Genomic DNA, 14,541 nt, shown 5'->3' on the forward strand with positions numbered 1-14,541 from the left:
CCGGAGAATGGGCCGGGGAATTGGTATGAGTGTGTCACTGCTGCTGCTATGCGTGTCGGTCATCGGCGCCTTTGCCTTCGTGCTGGGGCGGGTGAGGGCTGCTGCGCTGTCGGCTGACGGCAGGTCTTCCTCGATGCATTCCAGGCATGGCTATCATGGTGCCTATGCCGCCATATGGGCCGTCCTTCCGGCATTGGCGCTCGTCTGCGTCTGGTCGATTGCCAGCCCGGAAGTGATTGATCGCCTGGTGATCAAGTCCTTTCCGGAGGAGGTGAAAATCCTCCCGCGCGCAGAACTCAATCTCAGCTACGGCATGGTGCGCAGCATCGCGCACGGCATGCGCCTTCTCAGTGGTCGGGAGCTGACGGAGGTCGCCGGCGGCACGGCCGATCTGCAATTGCTGCTGGCGCAGAAGGGCGTGCCGCTGGCGATCCGCCCGACCGGTTACATGGTCGATGCCGCCAACAAGTATAACGGCATGCGGGAAATCAGCCGGATCGTCATGAGCGTGTCGGCGATCCTGCTGTCGCTGCTATGCGCGACCTATGGTCTGCGCGTCATCGCTCCTCGTTTTCGCGCCCGAAATCGTGTCGAGCAGGTCATTCTCGGGGCGCTGATCATTGCGTCCTCCATCGCCGTGCTGACGACGCTCGGGATCGTCGTTTCGATGCTGTCGGAAGCTGCGCGTTTCTTCAGCATGGTGCCGGCCGGTGAGTTCTTCTTCGGCACGGTCTGGGATCCGCGTTTCACCGGCGCAGGCACGCAGACATCGGGAACCTTCGGCTTGATCCCGCTGCTGGCGGGTACGATCTATATCGGTTTTGTCGCCATGCTCTTTGCCGTGCCGATCGGGCTGTTCGCGGCGATCTACATGGCGGAGTATGCCTCGGCACGCGTGCGCTCCATCGCCAAGCCGATGCTTGAGGTGCTGGCCGGTATACCCACAATCGTTTATGGCTTCTTTGCCCTTGTCACGGTCGGACCTTTCTTCAGAGACATTTCGGCCGAGATCAACGGCCTGATGACGGGAAGCTACACGAGCTTCATCGAGGCGCAGAGCGTTCTGACCGCCGGTTTCGTCATGGGCGTGATGCTGATCCCCTACGTCTCGTCGCTGTCGGACGATATCATCATGGCGGTTCCGCGCTCGCTGCGCGACGGCTCGCTCGGCCTCGGCGCCACGCGCTCCGAGACGGTGAAACGCGTCCTCTTGCCCGCAGCGCTTCCCGGTATCGTCGGTGCGCTCCTGATGACCGCCTCGCGGGCGGTCGGAGAAACGATGATCGTCGTGCTGGCGGCCGGCGTCGCGGCGCGCATGCAGTTCGATCCCTTCGAACCGATGACGACGGTGACGGTGAAGATCGTCAATCAGTTGACCGGCGATCTGGAGTTCACCTCGCCGCAAACGCTGGTCGCCTTTGCGCTCGGCATCACCCTGTTCTGCCTGACGCTCTGCCTGAACGTCTACGCCCTCTACATCGTCCGCCGCTACCGGGAGCAATACGAATGAGCGATATCGTATCCTCCCCGCTACAGAATATTCCGCGCGAGCTTACGCCGGGCACGCGTGTGCGCCGCGATATCGGCATTGGCAGGCGCTATGCCGCCGAGCGTCGTTTCCGCGCCTGCGGCATAGCCGCGGTCATCTTCGGTCTGGTCTTCCTCGTCATTCTGGTCTCGACGGTTGTCCGCAACGGCTATACCGCCTTCGTCCAGACCTCGATCACCTTACCGATCGAATTCAGCGAGAAGGTGATCGATCCGACAGGCAAGCGGACCAGCGATCCGAAGTTGCTGATATCGGCCAATTATCCGGTCCTCGTGCGCGATGCGCTGGTGAAGATGCTCGGTATCGATCCCGCCAATCGCGCGCTCGTTCGCGAGGCAACGGCCATGGTATCCGACAGCGCCAGGATCGCGCTGCGCGACAGGGTCGCTGCCAACCCTTCGATTGTCGGAACGACCCAGGACGTCACTTTCCTTGCCAGCGCCAACATCGACTCCGCCAACAAGGGCCAGATCGATCTCACGGCGGACGAGAAGGACCGCAAGGTATCCGACCGGCAGGTTGCCTGGATGAAGCAGCTCCGCGATAGCGGCGCTCTCTACAAGGCCTTCAACAGCGGCCTCTTCGTGTCGGGCAATTCGAGCCGGCCGGAAGCGGCGGGCCTTGGCGTCGCCCTGATCGGCTCACTCTACCTGATGCTGACCGTGCTCGTCCTCGCCTTGCCGGTGGGCGTCGCCGCCTCGATCTATCTCGAGGAGTTCGCGCCTAAGAACCGGCTGACGGATCTGATCGAGGTCAACATCAACAACCTCGCCGCCGTGCCCTCGATCGTCTACGGCTTGCTCGGTCTCTCCGTCTTTATCAATACCATGGGCCTGCCGCGCTCGGCCTCGCTGGTCGGCGGCCTGGTATTGAGCCTGATGACGCTGCCGATGATCATCATCGCCACACGCTCGGCGCTGCGGGCGGTGCCGCCGTCGATCCGCAGCGCAGCGCTTGGGCTCGGCGCGTCGCGCATGCAGATGGTCTTCCACCATGTCCTACCGCTTGCCATGCCTGGCATCCTGACGGGCACGATCCTCGGATTGGCGCATGCGCTCGGCGAGACGGCGCCGCTGCTCTTGATCGGCATGGTCGCGTTCGTCGCCAATTATCCCGCTTCGCCGCTCGATCCTTCGACGGCGCTGCCGGTGCAGATCTACATGTGGGCGAGCGAGGCGGAGCGTGCCTTCGTCGAAAGGACCTCTGGGGCCATTATCGTCCTGCTCTTTTTCCTCGTTGCGATGAATATCGGCGCAATTCTGCTGCGCCGCCGCTTCGAGCGGCGCTGGTAGGGGAGGAGCGCAAAATGAACATGATGACGGAAGCCGGAAGCGAAAGAGCATTGGCCAAGAAGATGATGACGATCCCTTACAAGATGATCGGCCAGGACGTTTCGGTCTTCTATGGCGAAAAGCGTGCGCTCTTCGACGTCAATCTGAATATTCGCGCCAATACGGTCACGGCTTTGATCGGCCCGTCCGGCTGCGGCAAGTCCACCTTCCTGCGTTGCCTCAACCGCATGAACGATACGATCGAGACATGCCGCATCACCGGCAAGATCACGCTCGACGATCAGGATGTCTACGATAACAGCATCGACGTAGTGGAGCTGCGCGCGCGCGTCGGCATGGTTTTCCAGAAGCCCAATCCGTTTCCGAAATCGATCTACGAGAACGTCGCCTATGGCCCGCGCATCCACGGCCTGCATCGGTCCAAGGCCGATCTCGAGCACATCGTCGAAACCAGCCTGCAGAAGGCCGGTCTCTGGGGCGAGGTGAAGGATCGGCTGCACGATGCAGGCACGAGCCTCTCTGGCGGACAGCAGCAGCGCCTGTGCATCGCGCGCGCGGTTGCCGTCAGCCCGGAAGTGATCCTGATGGACGAACCCTGCTCGGCGCTGGATCCGATTGCAACGGCAAAGGTCGAAGACCTCATCCACGAGCTGCGGGAGAATTTTACCATCGTCATCGTGACGCATTCCATGCAGCAGGCAGCCCGCGTTTCGCAACGCACCGCAATGTTCCATCTCGGCCATCTGGTCGAGGAGAACGACACCGATAAGATGTTCACCAATCCCGACGATTTCCGCACGCAGGATTACATCATGGGCCGTTTTGGTTGATGATGTCAGGCGCGCGGCTCCCTTCACACAGTTCACCTTGAGGATAGAAAAATGGTCTCCACTCACATTCTCTCTGCCTATGACGAAGACCTGAAGTTCCTGACGCGCCGCATTGCCGAAATGGGCGGTCTGGCCGAACAGATGGTCAGCGACAGCGTTCGCGCATTGGTTCATAGCGATGCCGCTCTCGCACAGAAGGTCATCTCCGACGACGTCGTTCTCGACCATGCCGAGCGCGAAGTCGGCGACAAGGCGATCGTCACCATCGCACGTCGTCAGCCGATGGCGGCTGACCTGCGTGAGATCATGGGTTCCATCCGCATCGCCTCCGATCTGGAGCGCGTCGGCGATCTTGGCAAAAACACTGCAAAGCGCGTCATCGCCGTGCAGGGCACCGGCGTTCCGCGCCGCCTTGCTCGCGGTATCGAACATCTTTCCGAACTGGCGCTCGGCCAGCTCAAGGAAGTGCTCGACGTCTACGCCACCCGCTCGCCGGACAAGGCCGTCTCGATCCGCGAACGCGACGAGGAAATCGACGCGATGTATACCTCGCTCTTCCGCGAGATGCTGACCTACATGATGGAAGATCCGCGCAACATCACCACCTGCACGCATCTTCTTTTCTGCGCCAAGAACATCGAGCGCATCGGCGACCATGCCACCAACATTGCCGAGACGATCTATTACATGGCGACCGGTGCTCAGCCCGAGGGCGAGCGTCCGAAAGACGATACCGCCAACACCGTCGGCGCGGTGACGGAATAATCTGGAAGCGAAGACAAGGAGACCAAAGGCGCATGGTTCCAAGAGTTGCTGTTGTAGAAGACGAGGAAGCGCTGAGCGTTCTGCTGCGCTACAATCTCGAGGCCGAAGGCTTCGAGGTCGACACGATCCTCAGAGGCGATGAAGCCGAGTTGCGTCTCCAGGAGCGCATCCCCGATCTTCTGATCCTAGACTGGATGCTCCCCGGCGTGTCCGGTATCGAGCTCTGCCGCCGGCTGCGCATGCGGCCGGAGACGGAGCGCCTGCCGATCATCATGCTGACGGCCCGCGGCGAGGAAAGCGAGCGCGTGCGTGGCCTTTCGACCGGCGCGGACGATTACGTCGTCAAGCCGTTCTCGACGCCGGAGCTGATGGCTCGCGTCAAGGCGATGCTGCGGCGAGCCCGCCCGGAGGTTCTCTCCACGGTGCTGCGTTGCGGCGATATCGAGCTGGATCGCGAAACCCATCGCGTTCATCGCAAGAGCCGTGAAGTGCGGCTGGGTCCGACGGAATTCCGCCTGCTGGAATTCCTGATGTCCTCGCCGGGCCGCGTCTTCTCGCGCTCGCAGCTGCTAGACGGCGTATGGGGGCACGATATCTATGTCGACGAACGCACCGTTGACGTTCATGTCGGCCGCCTGCGCAAGGCGCTGAACTTCTCCAATATGCAGGATGTCATCCGTACCGTTCGCGGCGCGGGCTATTCCATGGAGGCCTGAGCGGCACATCCTTGTGTTGGGGGCGCTCAGGCATCAACATAGCGGCGGAAACAGAAAACGGGCCTCGAGGGGCCCGTTTCTTTGTCTGAATGCTTGGATCGTCGCTCGGTATTTTTGTTTTACGCAATTCCGGACGGAAAACCGCTTCGCACTTTTCCTGCAATTGCTTAACCGTTGTTCCGCCGACGCTCATTCACCGGCTGATACGCCATGCGCTGATGGTAGGTGCAGTATGGTGAGGAATCCGGGCTGTCGTTGCCGCAGAAGTGGAAATCGTCCTTCAGCGGGTCGCCGACGGGCCACTTGCAGGTGCGTTCCGTCAGCTCCGTCAGGCCGAGGCGACGAGAGATCGGAACGACGACGTTCGAAGCCGGACGATAGGTAATCTCGTTGACCGCATCGACCTCGATCTCTTCCTTCAGCATGGTTGCGCCCTGCTGGCGGGTAACCGTGCGGGTTGCGACACGCGAAGTGTAAGCCGGGGCCCGCGGCGCCGAGGCGCTGCGCTTCGGCGTGCGAGCAGCCGTCGCCGTGCCACCCGCCTTCGCTCGGCCGGGAAGGTTCAGGCGATGCACCTTGCCGATGACGGCATTACGGCTCACGCCACCCAGTTGCGCCGCGATCTGGCTGGCGCTCAACCCTTCGGACCATAGCTTTTTCAGCTTCTCGACGCGTTCGTCTGTCCAGTTCATGCCCTGTCTCCGCTGTCGCGTTTCCGGTGGCAGAATCCTTCACCATTGCCTCGAATGGGAACGAGGCACGAAACGCTTTAAAATTGTGGTGACTAGTTCCGCCGCATGCAGTCTAGCAATTGGTTTTTAACCTAGTGTGAGGCTGACTCCGTGACAAGAGTCGCGCGAATCTTGAGGAATCGATTTCGGGGTTTTCCCCAACTTGCTGCCCCGGCGTGGCATTTCTGCAATACGCGGTGGCGAACGTAATCCTTTTGCGCTGAAGCGTTTTCTCGCACTTGCTAAATCGCCAGTTTTGTTGACATCGCGGTGCAAAACATCAATAGTGCCTGGGCCGCCGCAAGGCGGCATTTTTGATTTTTTCGGACCCGTTTCATCAAGCGGAAGCGATTGGTCCTTAAAGTTGTGATCGAGGAGATATGGCCATGGCCGAGACCGCGCCGCTTTATGACACCTACATGCGTGCTCCGCTGCGGTTCGAGCGAGGCGAGGGCGTGTGGCTGGTCACGGAAAGCGGTGAGCGCTATCTCGACTTTGCAGCCGGCGTCGCCGTCAATTCCCTCGGCCACGCGCATCCGCATCTGGTGGCGGAATTGAAGGCGCAGGCGGACAAGGTCTGGCACCTGTCGAACCTCTATGAAGTGCCCGGTCAGGAAAAGCTGTCGAAGCGGCTGACGGAAGTCACCTTCGCCGACAAGGTGTTCTTCACCAATTCGGGCGCCGAGGCGCTGGAATGCGCCATCAAGACGGCGCGGCGCTATCACTTCGCCAAGGGGCATCCGGAGAAGTTCCACGTCATCACCTTTGAGGGCGCCTTCCACGGTCGCACCATCGCGACGATCGCGGCCGGTGGCCAGGAAAAATATATCGAAGGTTTCGGCCCGAAGGCTCCGGGCTTCGATCAGGTGCCGTTCGGCGATCTCGATGCCGTTCGCGCAGCCATCACCGATGCGACGGCCGCGATCCTGATCGAGCCGGTGCAGGGCGAGGGCGGTATCCGCCCGGCGACCAATGAATTCCTGCGTGGCCTGCGCCAGATTTGCGACGAGCACGGCCTGCTGCTGATCCTGGACGAAGTCCAGTGCGGCGTTGGCCGCACGGGTAAGCTCTTCGCCTACGAGTGGGCCGGCATCAAGCCCGACATCATGGCCGTTGCCAAGGGGATCGGCGGTGGCTTCCCGCTCGGCGCTTGCCTGGCGACCGCAGAAGCGGCCTCCGGCATGAAGGCGGGAACGCACGGTTCGACCTACGGCGGCAATCCGCTTGCCATGGCGGTCGGCAATGCCGTGCTCGACATCGTGCTTGCGGATGGTTTCCTGCAGCACATTCGCGATGTGGCTCTGGTGTTCCGTCAGGGGCTTGCCTCGCTGAAGGATCGCTTCCCCGACATCATCGAGGATGTTCGTGGCGAGGGCCTGATGCTCGGCATTAAGGCGGCAATCCCGCAGGCGGATCTCTTGCAGGCGATCCGCGCCGAGCATCTGCTTGGCGTGCCGGCCGGCGACAACGTCATCCGTCTGCTGCCGCCGCTGGTCGTCACCGCTGAGGAAGCACGCGAAGGTCTCGCCCGCATCGAGCGTGCGGCTGAGCGTGCGCGCGCAGCCCGCACCAAGAAATCGGCCTAAGTTTACCGCCCGCAGTCGGGGCGTTCCTGCCCCATGCGGGCGTTATTGTTTTTTCTGGAGTACAGGTAAGGACATGGCTTCTCCGAAACATTTTCTTGATCTCTCGGCCGTCCCGGCTGCCGATCTGCGCCACATCATCGACGATGCGATCGTGCGAAAGAAGGCGCTGAAGGCGGGTGCGGCAGACAAGCCGCTGGCCGGCAAGATGCTGGCGATGATTTTCGAGAAGCCTTCCACCCGAACCCGCGTTTCCTTCGACGTCGGCATGCGCCAGCTCGGCGGCGAGACGCTGTTCCTCTCCGGAACCGAAATGCAGCTCGGCCGCGCCGAGACGATCGGGGATACGGCCAAGGTCCTGTCGCGTTATGTCGACGCGATCATGATCCGTACCACCGATCACGCGCGCATGCTCGAACTGGCGGAACACGCGACGGTTCCGGTCATCAACGCGCTCACCGACGACACGCATCCCTGCCAGATCATGGCCGATATCATGACCTTCGAGGAGCATCGCGGCCCGATCAAGGGCAAGACTGTCGCCTGGACCGGCGACGGCAATAACGTACTGCATTCGTTGATCGAAGGTGCAGCTCGCTTCGGCTATCGCATGAACATGGCGGTACCCCTTGGTTCCGAGCCAAAGGATCACTATCTGAACTGGGCCCGCAACGAGGGCGCCGAAATCCTGCTCTCGCATGATGCAGACCGTGCGGTCGCCGGCGTCGATTGCGTGGTAACCGATACCTGGGTGTCCATGAATCAGGAACACCGGGCCCGCGGTCACAACGTCTTCCAGCCCTATCAAGTCAACAAGGCTTTGATGGCACAGGCCGACAAAGACGCGTTGTTCATGCATTGCCTGCCCGCCCATCGCGGGGAGGAAGTGACGGACGAAGTGATCGATGGTCCGCAATCCGTTGTTTTCGATGAGGCGGAAAACCGCCTTCATGCGCAAAAGTCGATTCTTGCTTGGTGCCTGGGCGCGATCTGAGGATATGAAGCCGCGCTTGAGAGCGCGGGCGCAGTAGGAGTAAAGCAATGGCCGAAAATGCAGCCTCGCTGGGTCAGTTCGATTTTGCCGGTGACGATCACGTCGTACCCTTTCAGGTGGAGGGCCTCGATGTGCGCGGCCGCGCCGTGCAGCTTGGCCCGTTGCTGGATGCGATCCTTGCCCGGCATGATTATCCGACGCCGGTGGCCCGCCTTCTGGCCGAGGCCATCGTTCTGACGGTTCTGCTCGGCACGTCTTTGAAGTTCGAAGGCAAGTTCACAGTGCAGACCAAGGGCGACGGTCCCGTCGATCTGCTGGTGGCCGATTTCTCGACGCCTGAAAATGTTCGCGCCTATGCCCGCTTCAATGAAGAGGCGCTGGCGAAGGCTATCGCCGAGGGCCGGACAGAGCCGGAGCAGCTGCTCGGCAAGGGCGTTCTCGCCTTCACGATCGACCAGGGCCGGTTCAGCCAACCCTACCAGGGCATCGTCGCTCTCGACGGCGCGTCGCTTGAGGAGATCGCCGGCACTTATTTCCGCCAGTCAGAACAGATCCCGACGCGCGTGCGTCTGGGTGCCGCAGAGCTTTTTGATCGCGACGAGAACGGCAAGCCGCGCCATCGCTGGCGGGCAGGGGGCCTGATCGCCCAGTTCCTCCCCGAAGCGCCGGAACGCATGCGTCAGCCGGACCTGCATGGTGGCGATGGAGATGACGGCGCGCGCCGTCATGTCGAGGATGATGCCTGGGCGGAAGCGCGCAGCCTGGTCGAGACGATCGATGCAGACGAACTGACGGATCCACTCGTCGGCACCGAGCGGCTGCTTTATCGTCTGTTCCACGAGCGCGGCGTGCGCGTCTATGAGCCGAAGGCCGTCTACGATCGCTGTTCTTGCTCGCGGGACAAGCTGAAGGGCGTGCTGCAGGGCTTTTCAGCTGAGGAAATCCAGGCGAGCGAAGAGAATGGCGAAATCGCCGTGACCTGCGAGTTCTGCTCCACCACCTATCGCTTCGAAGTATCCGAGATAGAAGCGGCCTGATGCGGCTCTGGAACATTCCCAGGAAGGGTCCGTAACGCCTTTCTGGGAATCCGGAAAGAAACAGGAAGATGGGGTGTTCCGCTATTCGAAGTAGCGCCGAACGCTCTAGTTCAGCGTCCGCAACAGGTTGGGCGTGTCGAGAGAGAAGGCGGGGATCTTGACGTGGAATTGCTCCCCGTCATCCGTTTCCATCTGATAATGGCCGAACATCATTCCTGACGGCGTGTCCAGCGGGCAGCCGGAGGAGTATTCATAGGTATCGCCAGGCTTCAGATGCGGCTGCTCGCCGACCACGCCCGGCCCCGTCACTTCGTCCACGATGCCGTTCATATCGGTAATGTGCCAATAGCGCGTCACTAGTTTGACGGACATCTTGGAATGATTAGAGATGACGATGCGGTATCCCCAGACATAGCGATCATCATCCGGATCGGATTGCTCCTCCAGATAAAAAGGCTCGACGACCACTTCTATGTCGCGTGTTAAGGCGCGATACATGCCTGCTACCTTGCCGCTGCCCTGAACCGTCGCGCGCTTCTCCAAGCCTCATCGTCGCTTCAGCATTTCCAAGTCTGCGGTATATTATCCGCTTTCCGTCTTTCCCGCAAAGTGCAGGATAACTAGCGATATCCTATAACCGATCCATTCCGTCAAGGAACGGCGTGATGAAATATCGCGCATGGAGGTCAGTCTTTTCAGATTTCAGCTATTACGACTGAAGAAACGGGGCCGTGACTTGCTCTAAAAGTATCTCTTTTGGTTTGTCATTTGGTCTTGTCTGCCTTAATGCGCAGCGGCCGGTATCATGGCCGACATATACGCTTGTCAAAATTGCTGGCACACTCCGGCTTTATCTCCAGCTCGTTCGATCTGCCGTCGAAACCTTCAAACTGGCCGGCGCCGAACTTCCACTCAAGTTTCTTTCGAAAGCGCTTGCCTGAGATTTTCCGATGATCGGATTCGGGTTATCATCTGCTTCTGGCACGGCCCGCGCCTCCCCCCTCCACTCGGGAAAGCATTCTTCATGCGGGGTTTTCGATCTCCAAACCGACTGTTTGAGCGCTGGCATAAGGAGGGGTTGCGATGATTGCTCGCAATAGGAGGTTTAGATGAGGCTTTCTGCCCCTGTATATCACTTGAAGCGTAAGGCGAGGCTTCTGTCCCGCCAGCAGAACATACCCTTGCATGCGGCGCTGGATCGCATCGCCGCGGCCGAAGGATTTGAAGGCTGGAGTTTGCTTTCAGCCAGAACAAGCACCGGCGTCCCTGTCAGCGAGTTGTATTCGCGACTGAATCCGGGCGATCTGGTTCTGGTCGGCGCCAGGCCCGGTCACGGCAAGACCTTGATGAGTTTGAGGCTTGCCGTTGAAGCCATGAAATCAGGCAATCGCGGCGCGTTCTTCACCCTGGAAGACACGGAGCAGGCCGTTCTCAATCGCTTCCGGATGATCGACGCCGATCACGCGGAATTTGCTGAATTGTTCGAATTCGACAGTTCGGATGCCATCAGCGCCGACTATATCGTCACAAGGCTGGCCGCGGCGCCGCGTGGCACGCTGGCAGTGGTCGATTATCTCCAGCTTTTGGATCAGAAGCGGGAAAATCCCGACGTGATGACCCAGGTACAGGCGTTGAAGGCATTTGCGCGGGAAAGAAGCGTGATCATTGTCTTCATCTCGCAGATCGATCGCTCATACGATCCTGAACGGAAGCCTGTCCCCGATCTGGAGGATGTCCGCTTGCCGAACCCCTTGGATCTCAGGTTGTTCGACAAGATGTTCTTCCTGCACGACGGCGAGGTCCAGTTCCGGGCTGCAAGCTGACGGAGAGCCGTATCCTGAGGCATTGCCTCACAAGCTGGATCGGGCCGCCCGGAGAGAATTCGGGCGGCCCGATTGAAATCAGGCGGAAACCTGCGCGAGCGCGCGGGCGAAATCCTCGACCAGATCCTCGCTGTCCTCGATGCCGGCGGAGAAGCGCACGGTGCCCGGCGAAATGCCGAGCTCTGCGCGTGCCTCGTCGGTGAGGTTCTTGTGCGTCGTCGTAGCCGGATGGGTGATCAGGCTCTTGCTGTCGCCGAGATTGTTGGAGATTTTGACGATCTCCAGGGCGTTCTGCAGCTTGAAGGCCGCTTCCTTGCCGCCTTTGAGTTCAAAGGCGATCAGGGTCGAGCCGCCGCTCATCTGCTTGGCGATGATATCGGCCTGCGGATGGTCCTTGCGGCCCGGATAGATCACGCGGGCGACCTTGTTGGTCTGCTCGGCGAGGAAATCGGCCACCTTGGCGGCATTCGTCGTTTGTTGCGCTACGCGCAGCGGCAGCGTCTCGATGCCCTTCAGCAGCGTCCAAGCGGTAAAGGGCGACATGGCCGGGCCGGTATGGCGGAAATAGTCCTGCAGGTGCTCGTCGATCCACTGCTTGTCGGAGAGGATGATACCGCCGAGCGAGCGGCCCTGACCGTCGATATGCTTGGTGGCGGAATAGACGACGATATGAGCGCCGAGCTCGAGCGGCTTCTGGAAGAGAGGCGTCGCGAAAACGTTGTCGACCACGACCTTTGCGCCGATCTGGTTGGCGAGCTTGGCGACGGCTGCGATATCGACCACTTCCAGCGTCGGGTTCGTCGGGCTTTCCAGGAAGAACAGCTTGGTGTTCGGGCGGATGGCCTTTTCCCAGTTCTTGGTGAAGCGTCCGTCGACGAGGGTGCATTCGATGCCGTATTTCGGAGCGAGCGTTTCCACGACCCAACGGCAGGAGCCGAAGAGCGCCCGGGCAGCGACGATGTGGTCGCCAGCCTGCAGCTGGCAGAGGATGGCGGCGGAGACGGCGGCCATGCCGGACGCGGTGGCGCGAGCATCTTCAGCGCCTTCCAGCGCGCACATGCGCTTTTCGAACATGTCGTTGGTCGGGCTGCCGTAACGGGCATAGATGAAACCTTCGGTCTCGCCCTTGAAGCGGGCTTCCGCCGCTTCAGAGGTATCGTAGACGAAGCCCTGGGTCAGATAGATCGCTTCAGAGGTCTCGCCGAATTGCGAACGAAGCGTTCCGTTGTGTACGAGTTGGGTTGCGGGGCGCCAAGTCTTGCTCATGCCATCACCACTTTCAAACAAAAAAACCGGTCGCGAAAGCAGACCGGTTCAACCCCGGTCTTTTTAGCCATTTGTTTAACGTGGCTGCAAGCCGACCGGCCAAATCACCACGGGATAAGTTGCAATACTGCCGTTGACCGCTTGCGTCAATTCCCTGAGTTTGGTTTTGTCTGCGACAAATTATGAGAGAAGCATGATGGCTCGCAATACTGGAATTTTGGCCGATCGCGCTATCGCAGCGCTGTTTGAAACAGGGCGGCTGACGAGCGAGAGAGAACTGGACGTCGATCAGATCCAGCCGGCAAGCCTCGACTTGCGGCTGGGTTCGCATGCCTTTCGCGTTCGCGCCAGCTTCATGCCAGGGCCTTCGCATCTCGTCGCCGACAAGCTCGACCGGCTGAAGCTGCATGTGGTCGATCTCTCGGAAGGCGCGGTGCTGGAAACCGGCTGTGTCTACATCGTGCCGCTGATGGAGCGGCTGGACCTGCCTGAAGACATGTCGGCCTCGGCCAATCCGAAGAGCTCGACGGGCCGCCTCGATATCTTCACCCGCGTCATCACCGACCGGGCGCAGGAGTTCGATAAGATCCCGGCCGGCTACTCCGGTCCGCTCTATCTGGAAATCAGCCCGCGCACCTTCCCGATCGTCGTGCGCCGCGGCTCGCGCCTTTCGCAGATCCGCTTCCGCGTCGGCCAGGCCTTGCTGACCGAGCCGGAACTGCTGTCACTGCACGAAGCCGAAACGTTGGTCGCCAGCAAGAAGCCCAATATCACCGGTGGCGGCATCGCGCTGTCGATCGATCTTGCCGGCGACAAGGAAGGACTGATCGGTTATCGCGGCAAGCACCACACGGCTGTCGTCGATGTCGACAAGAAGGCCCAGCACCATATCTTCGATTTCTGGGAGCCGCTTTACAGCCGCGGCCGCACCGAAATCATCCTTGATCCCGACGAATTCTACATCCTCGTTTCGCGAGAAGCGGTGCACGTACCGCCGCATTATGCCGCCGAAATGACGCCGTTTGATCCGCTGGTTGGCGAGTTCCGCGTCCACTATGCCGGCTTCTTCGATCCAGGCTTCGGCCATGCGCCGGCCGGCGGTCGCGGCAGTCGCGCGGTACTCGAAGTGCGCAGTCACGAAGTGCCCTTCATCCTCGAGGATGGCCAGATTGTCGGGCGCCTGATCTATGAACACATGCTGGAACAGCCAAGCAGCCTCTACGGCTCCGGCCTTGGCTCGAACTATCAGGCGCAGGGCCTGAAGCTTTCGAAGCACTTCCGGCTTTGAACATCCACTGACCGGCCTTGACAGAGGCCGGCAACTGTTGGACATCTCAGGATGTCAGGCGGGTGTAGCTCAATGGTAGAGCAGCAGCTTCCCAAGCTGAATACGAGGGTTCGATTCCCTTCACCCGCTCCAACTCTCCTCGAAAATTCTGCATTGCCCAAGCCGTTTTGATCCCTTGTTGCGAATGCAATCATTGGTAGTTGTTGCGACTCTCTGTGGCCATTGCGTGAATCTTCCGCTTTGACTAGCCTGTTCTCGCCATCAATTTTTTGGAGAGAAACCAGCCTTGATCGACCACATAACCATCGAAGTCAGCGATCTCGAAAAGAGCAAATCCTTCTATGAGCGAGCCTTCGAGCCCTTGGGATACCGCCTGTCTTTCGGAAAGGATGGCGTGTTCTGGGCGTTTGATGTCGGCGAGGGCAGCCTGTTCGAGATCCAGCATACCGGCAGCAAGCCGCCCTTGACGCATCTGCATGTCGCCTTCCGTGTCGAGAGCAGGGCCGAAGTCGATGCCTTCTATCGCTCCGCGCTGGAAGCCGGCGCAGGAGACAATGGTCCTCCCGGGCCACGGCCGGAATATACGGAACACTACTACGCCTGCTTCGTCCTCGATCCCGATGGCTACAACATCGAGGCGATGGTGAATAGGCCCGGCGCCTGATTG

Annotated in this window: 14 protein-coding genes, 1 tRNA gene and 1 riboswitch; of the genes, 12 read left to right on the top strand and 3 right to left on the bottom strand. The window is 60.4% G+C overall.

From position 1 onward, the window contains the following. The first annotated feature begins 25 nt into the window (after positions 1-25). From pstC to phoB, 5 genes are read left to right on the top strand one after another with little or no spacing between them, the layout of a single operon-like run. Positions 26-1,510, top strand: coding sequence for a phosphate ABC transporter permease subunit PstC (gene pstC, locus ACIQJ2_RS23730; protein ID WP_400673108.1), 1,485 nt, complete (start codon positions 26-28; stop codon positions 1,508-1,510). After that, positions 1,507-2,841: a phosphate ABC transporter permease PstA gene (pstA, locus tag ACIQJ2_RS23735; protein ID WP_400673105.1), complete on the top strand. Its 1,335-nt coding sequence runs from the start codon at positions 1,507-1,509 to the stop codon at positions 2,839-2,841. Before pstC ends, pstA begins: the two co-directional genes overlap by 4 nt. Positions 2,842-2,855: 14 nt before the next feature. Next, positions 2,856-3,671, top strand: a complete 816-nt coding sequence (gene pstB, locus ACIQJ2_RS23740) for a phosphate ABC transporter ATP-binding protein PstB (RefSeq protein WP_199150472.1) — start codon at positions 2,856-2,858, stop codon at positions 3,669-3,671. Between the two features lie 51 nt (positions 3,672-3,722). Beyond that, positions 3,723-4,436 carry a phosphate signaling complex protein PhoU gene (phoU, locus tag ACIQJ2_RS23745; RefSeq protein WP_199088922.1) on the top strand — a complete coding sequence of 238 codons (714 nt, stop codon included), beginning with the start codon at positions 3,723-3,725 and terminating at the stop codon, positions 4,434-4,436. 32 nt (positions 4,437-4,468) lie between these two features. Then, the gene (gene phoB / locus ACIQJ2_RS23750; RefSeq protein WP_004128368.1) at positions 4,469-5,152 is read left to right on the top strand and encodes a phosphate regulon transcriptional regulator PhoB; all 684 of its coding nucleotides are present in this window, start codon (positions 4,469-4,471) and stop codon (positions 5,150-5,152) included. 167 nt (positions 5,153-5,319) lie between these two features. Here the strand turns inward: phoB and ACIQJ2_RS23755 are convergent, their stop codons facing one another. Then, positions 5,320-5,844, bottom strand: coding sequence for a GcrA family cell cycle regulator (locus tag ACIQJ2_RS23755; protein WP_199088920.1), 525 nt, complete (start codon positions 5,842-5,844; stop codon positions 5,320-5,322). A 425-nt stretch (positions 5,845-6,269) separates the two neighbouring features. On the opposite strand from ACIQJ2_RS23755, the gene ACIQJ2_RS23760 reads away from it, so the two are divergent. The 3 genes from ACIQJ2_RS23760 to ACIQJ2_RS23770 all read left to right on the top strand — a co-directional run bounded on the left by ACIQJ2_RS23760 (position 6,270) and on the right by ACIQJ2_RS23770 (position 9,497). Further along, a complete protein-coding gene (locus ACIQJ2_RS23760; protein ID WP_199088918.1) occupies positions 6,270-7,469 on the top strand; it encodes an aspartate aminotransferase family protein in 1,200 nt (399 codons plus the stop codon). Positions 7,470-7,542: 73 nt separating this feature from the next. Beyond that, the gene (argF, locus tag ACIQJ2_RS23765) at positions 7,543-8,460 is read left to right on the top strand and encodes an ornithine carbamoyltransferase (protein ID WP_184706679.1); all 918 of its coding nucleotides are present in this window, start codon (positions 7,543-7,545) and stop codon (positions 8,458-8,460) included. Between the two features lie 47 nt (positions 8,461-8,507). After that, positions 8,508-9,497 carry an Hsp33 family molecular chaperone gene (locus tag ACIQJ2_RS23770; protein ID WP_199150474.1) on the top strand — a complete coding sequence of 330 codons (990 nt, stop codon included), beginning with the start codon at positions 8,508-8,510 and terminating at the stop codon, positions 9,495-9,497. Positions 9,498-9,602: 105 nt separating this feature from the next. On the opposite strand, the gene apaG is transcribed toward ACIQJ2_RS23770, so the two are convergent. After that, positions 9,603-9,995 (bottom strand): Co2+/Mg2+ efflux protein ApaG, encoded by a 393-nt coding sequence (gene apaG / locus ACIQJ2_RS23775; protein ID WP_199088937.1) that lies wholly within the window; start codon positions 9,993-9,995, stop codon positions 9,603-9,605. A gap of 611 nt (positions 9,996-10,606) precedes the next feature. On the opposite strand from apaG, the gene ACIQJ2_RS23780 reads away from it, so the two are divergent. Next, the gene (locus ACIQJ2_RS23780) at positions 10,607-11,320 is read left to right on the top strand and encodes a DNA helicase (RefSeq protein WP_199150475.1); all 714 of its coding nucleotides are present in this window, start codon (positions 10,607-10,609) and stop codon (positions 11,318-11,320) included. Between the two features lie 78 nt (positions 11,321-11,398). Here the strand turns inward: ACIQJ2_RS23780 and ACIQJ2_RS23785 are convergent, their stop codons facing one another. Further along, entirely contained in the window at positions 11,399-12,586 is a 1,188-nt protein-coding gene (locus ACIQJ2_RS23785) for an O-succinylhomoserine sulfhydrylase (protein ID WP_400677429.1), read from the bottom strand. A 42-nt stretch (positions 12,587-12,628) separates the two neighbouring features. Beyond that, positions 12,629-12,707: riboswitch (SAM riboswitch) on the bottom strand. Positions 12,708-12,779: 72 nt separating this feature from the next. On the opposite strand from ACIQJ2_RS23785, the gene ACIQJ2_RS23790 reads away from it, so the two are divergent. From ACIQJ2_RS23790 to ACIQJ2_RS23800, 3 genes are all read left to right on the top strand, one after another. Continuing rightward, positions 12,780-13,874: a 2'-deoxycytidine 5'-triphosphate deaminase gene (locus ACIQJ2_RS23790; protein WP_400677431.1), complete on the top strand. Its 1,095-nt coding sequence runs from the start codon at positions 12,780-12,782 to the stop codon at positions 13,872-13,874. A 58-nt stretch (positions 13,875-13,932) separates the two neighbouring features. Continuing rightward, positions 13,933-14,006, top strand: a tRNA-Gly gene (locus ACIQJ2_RS23795). Positions 14,007-14,160: 154 nt separating this feature from the next. Beyond that, positions 14,161-14,538 carry a VOC family protein gene (locus tag ACIQJ2_RS23800; protein WP_400677434.1) on the top strand — a complete coding sequence of 126 codons (378 nt, stop codon included), beginning with the start codon at positions 14,161-14,163 and terminating at the stop codon, positions 14,536-14,538. The last annotated feature ends 3 nt before the right edge of the window (positions 14,539-14,541 follow it).

Source organism: Rhizobium sp. NPDC092011 (assembly GCF_044756305.1).
In the GTDB taxonomy this organism is placed as follows: Bacteria; Pseudomonadota; Alphaproteobacteria; order Rhizobiales; family Rhizobiaceae; genus Rhizobium.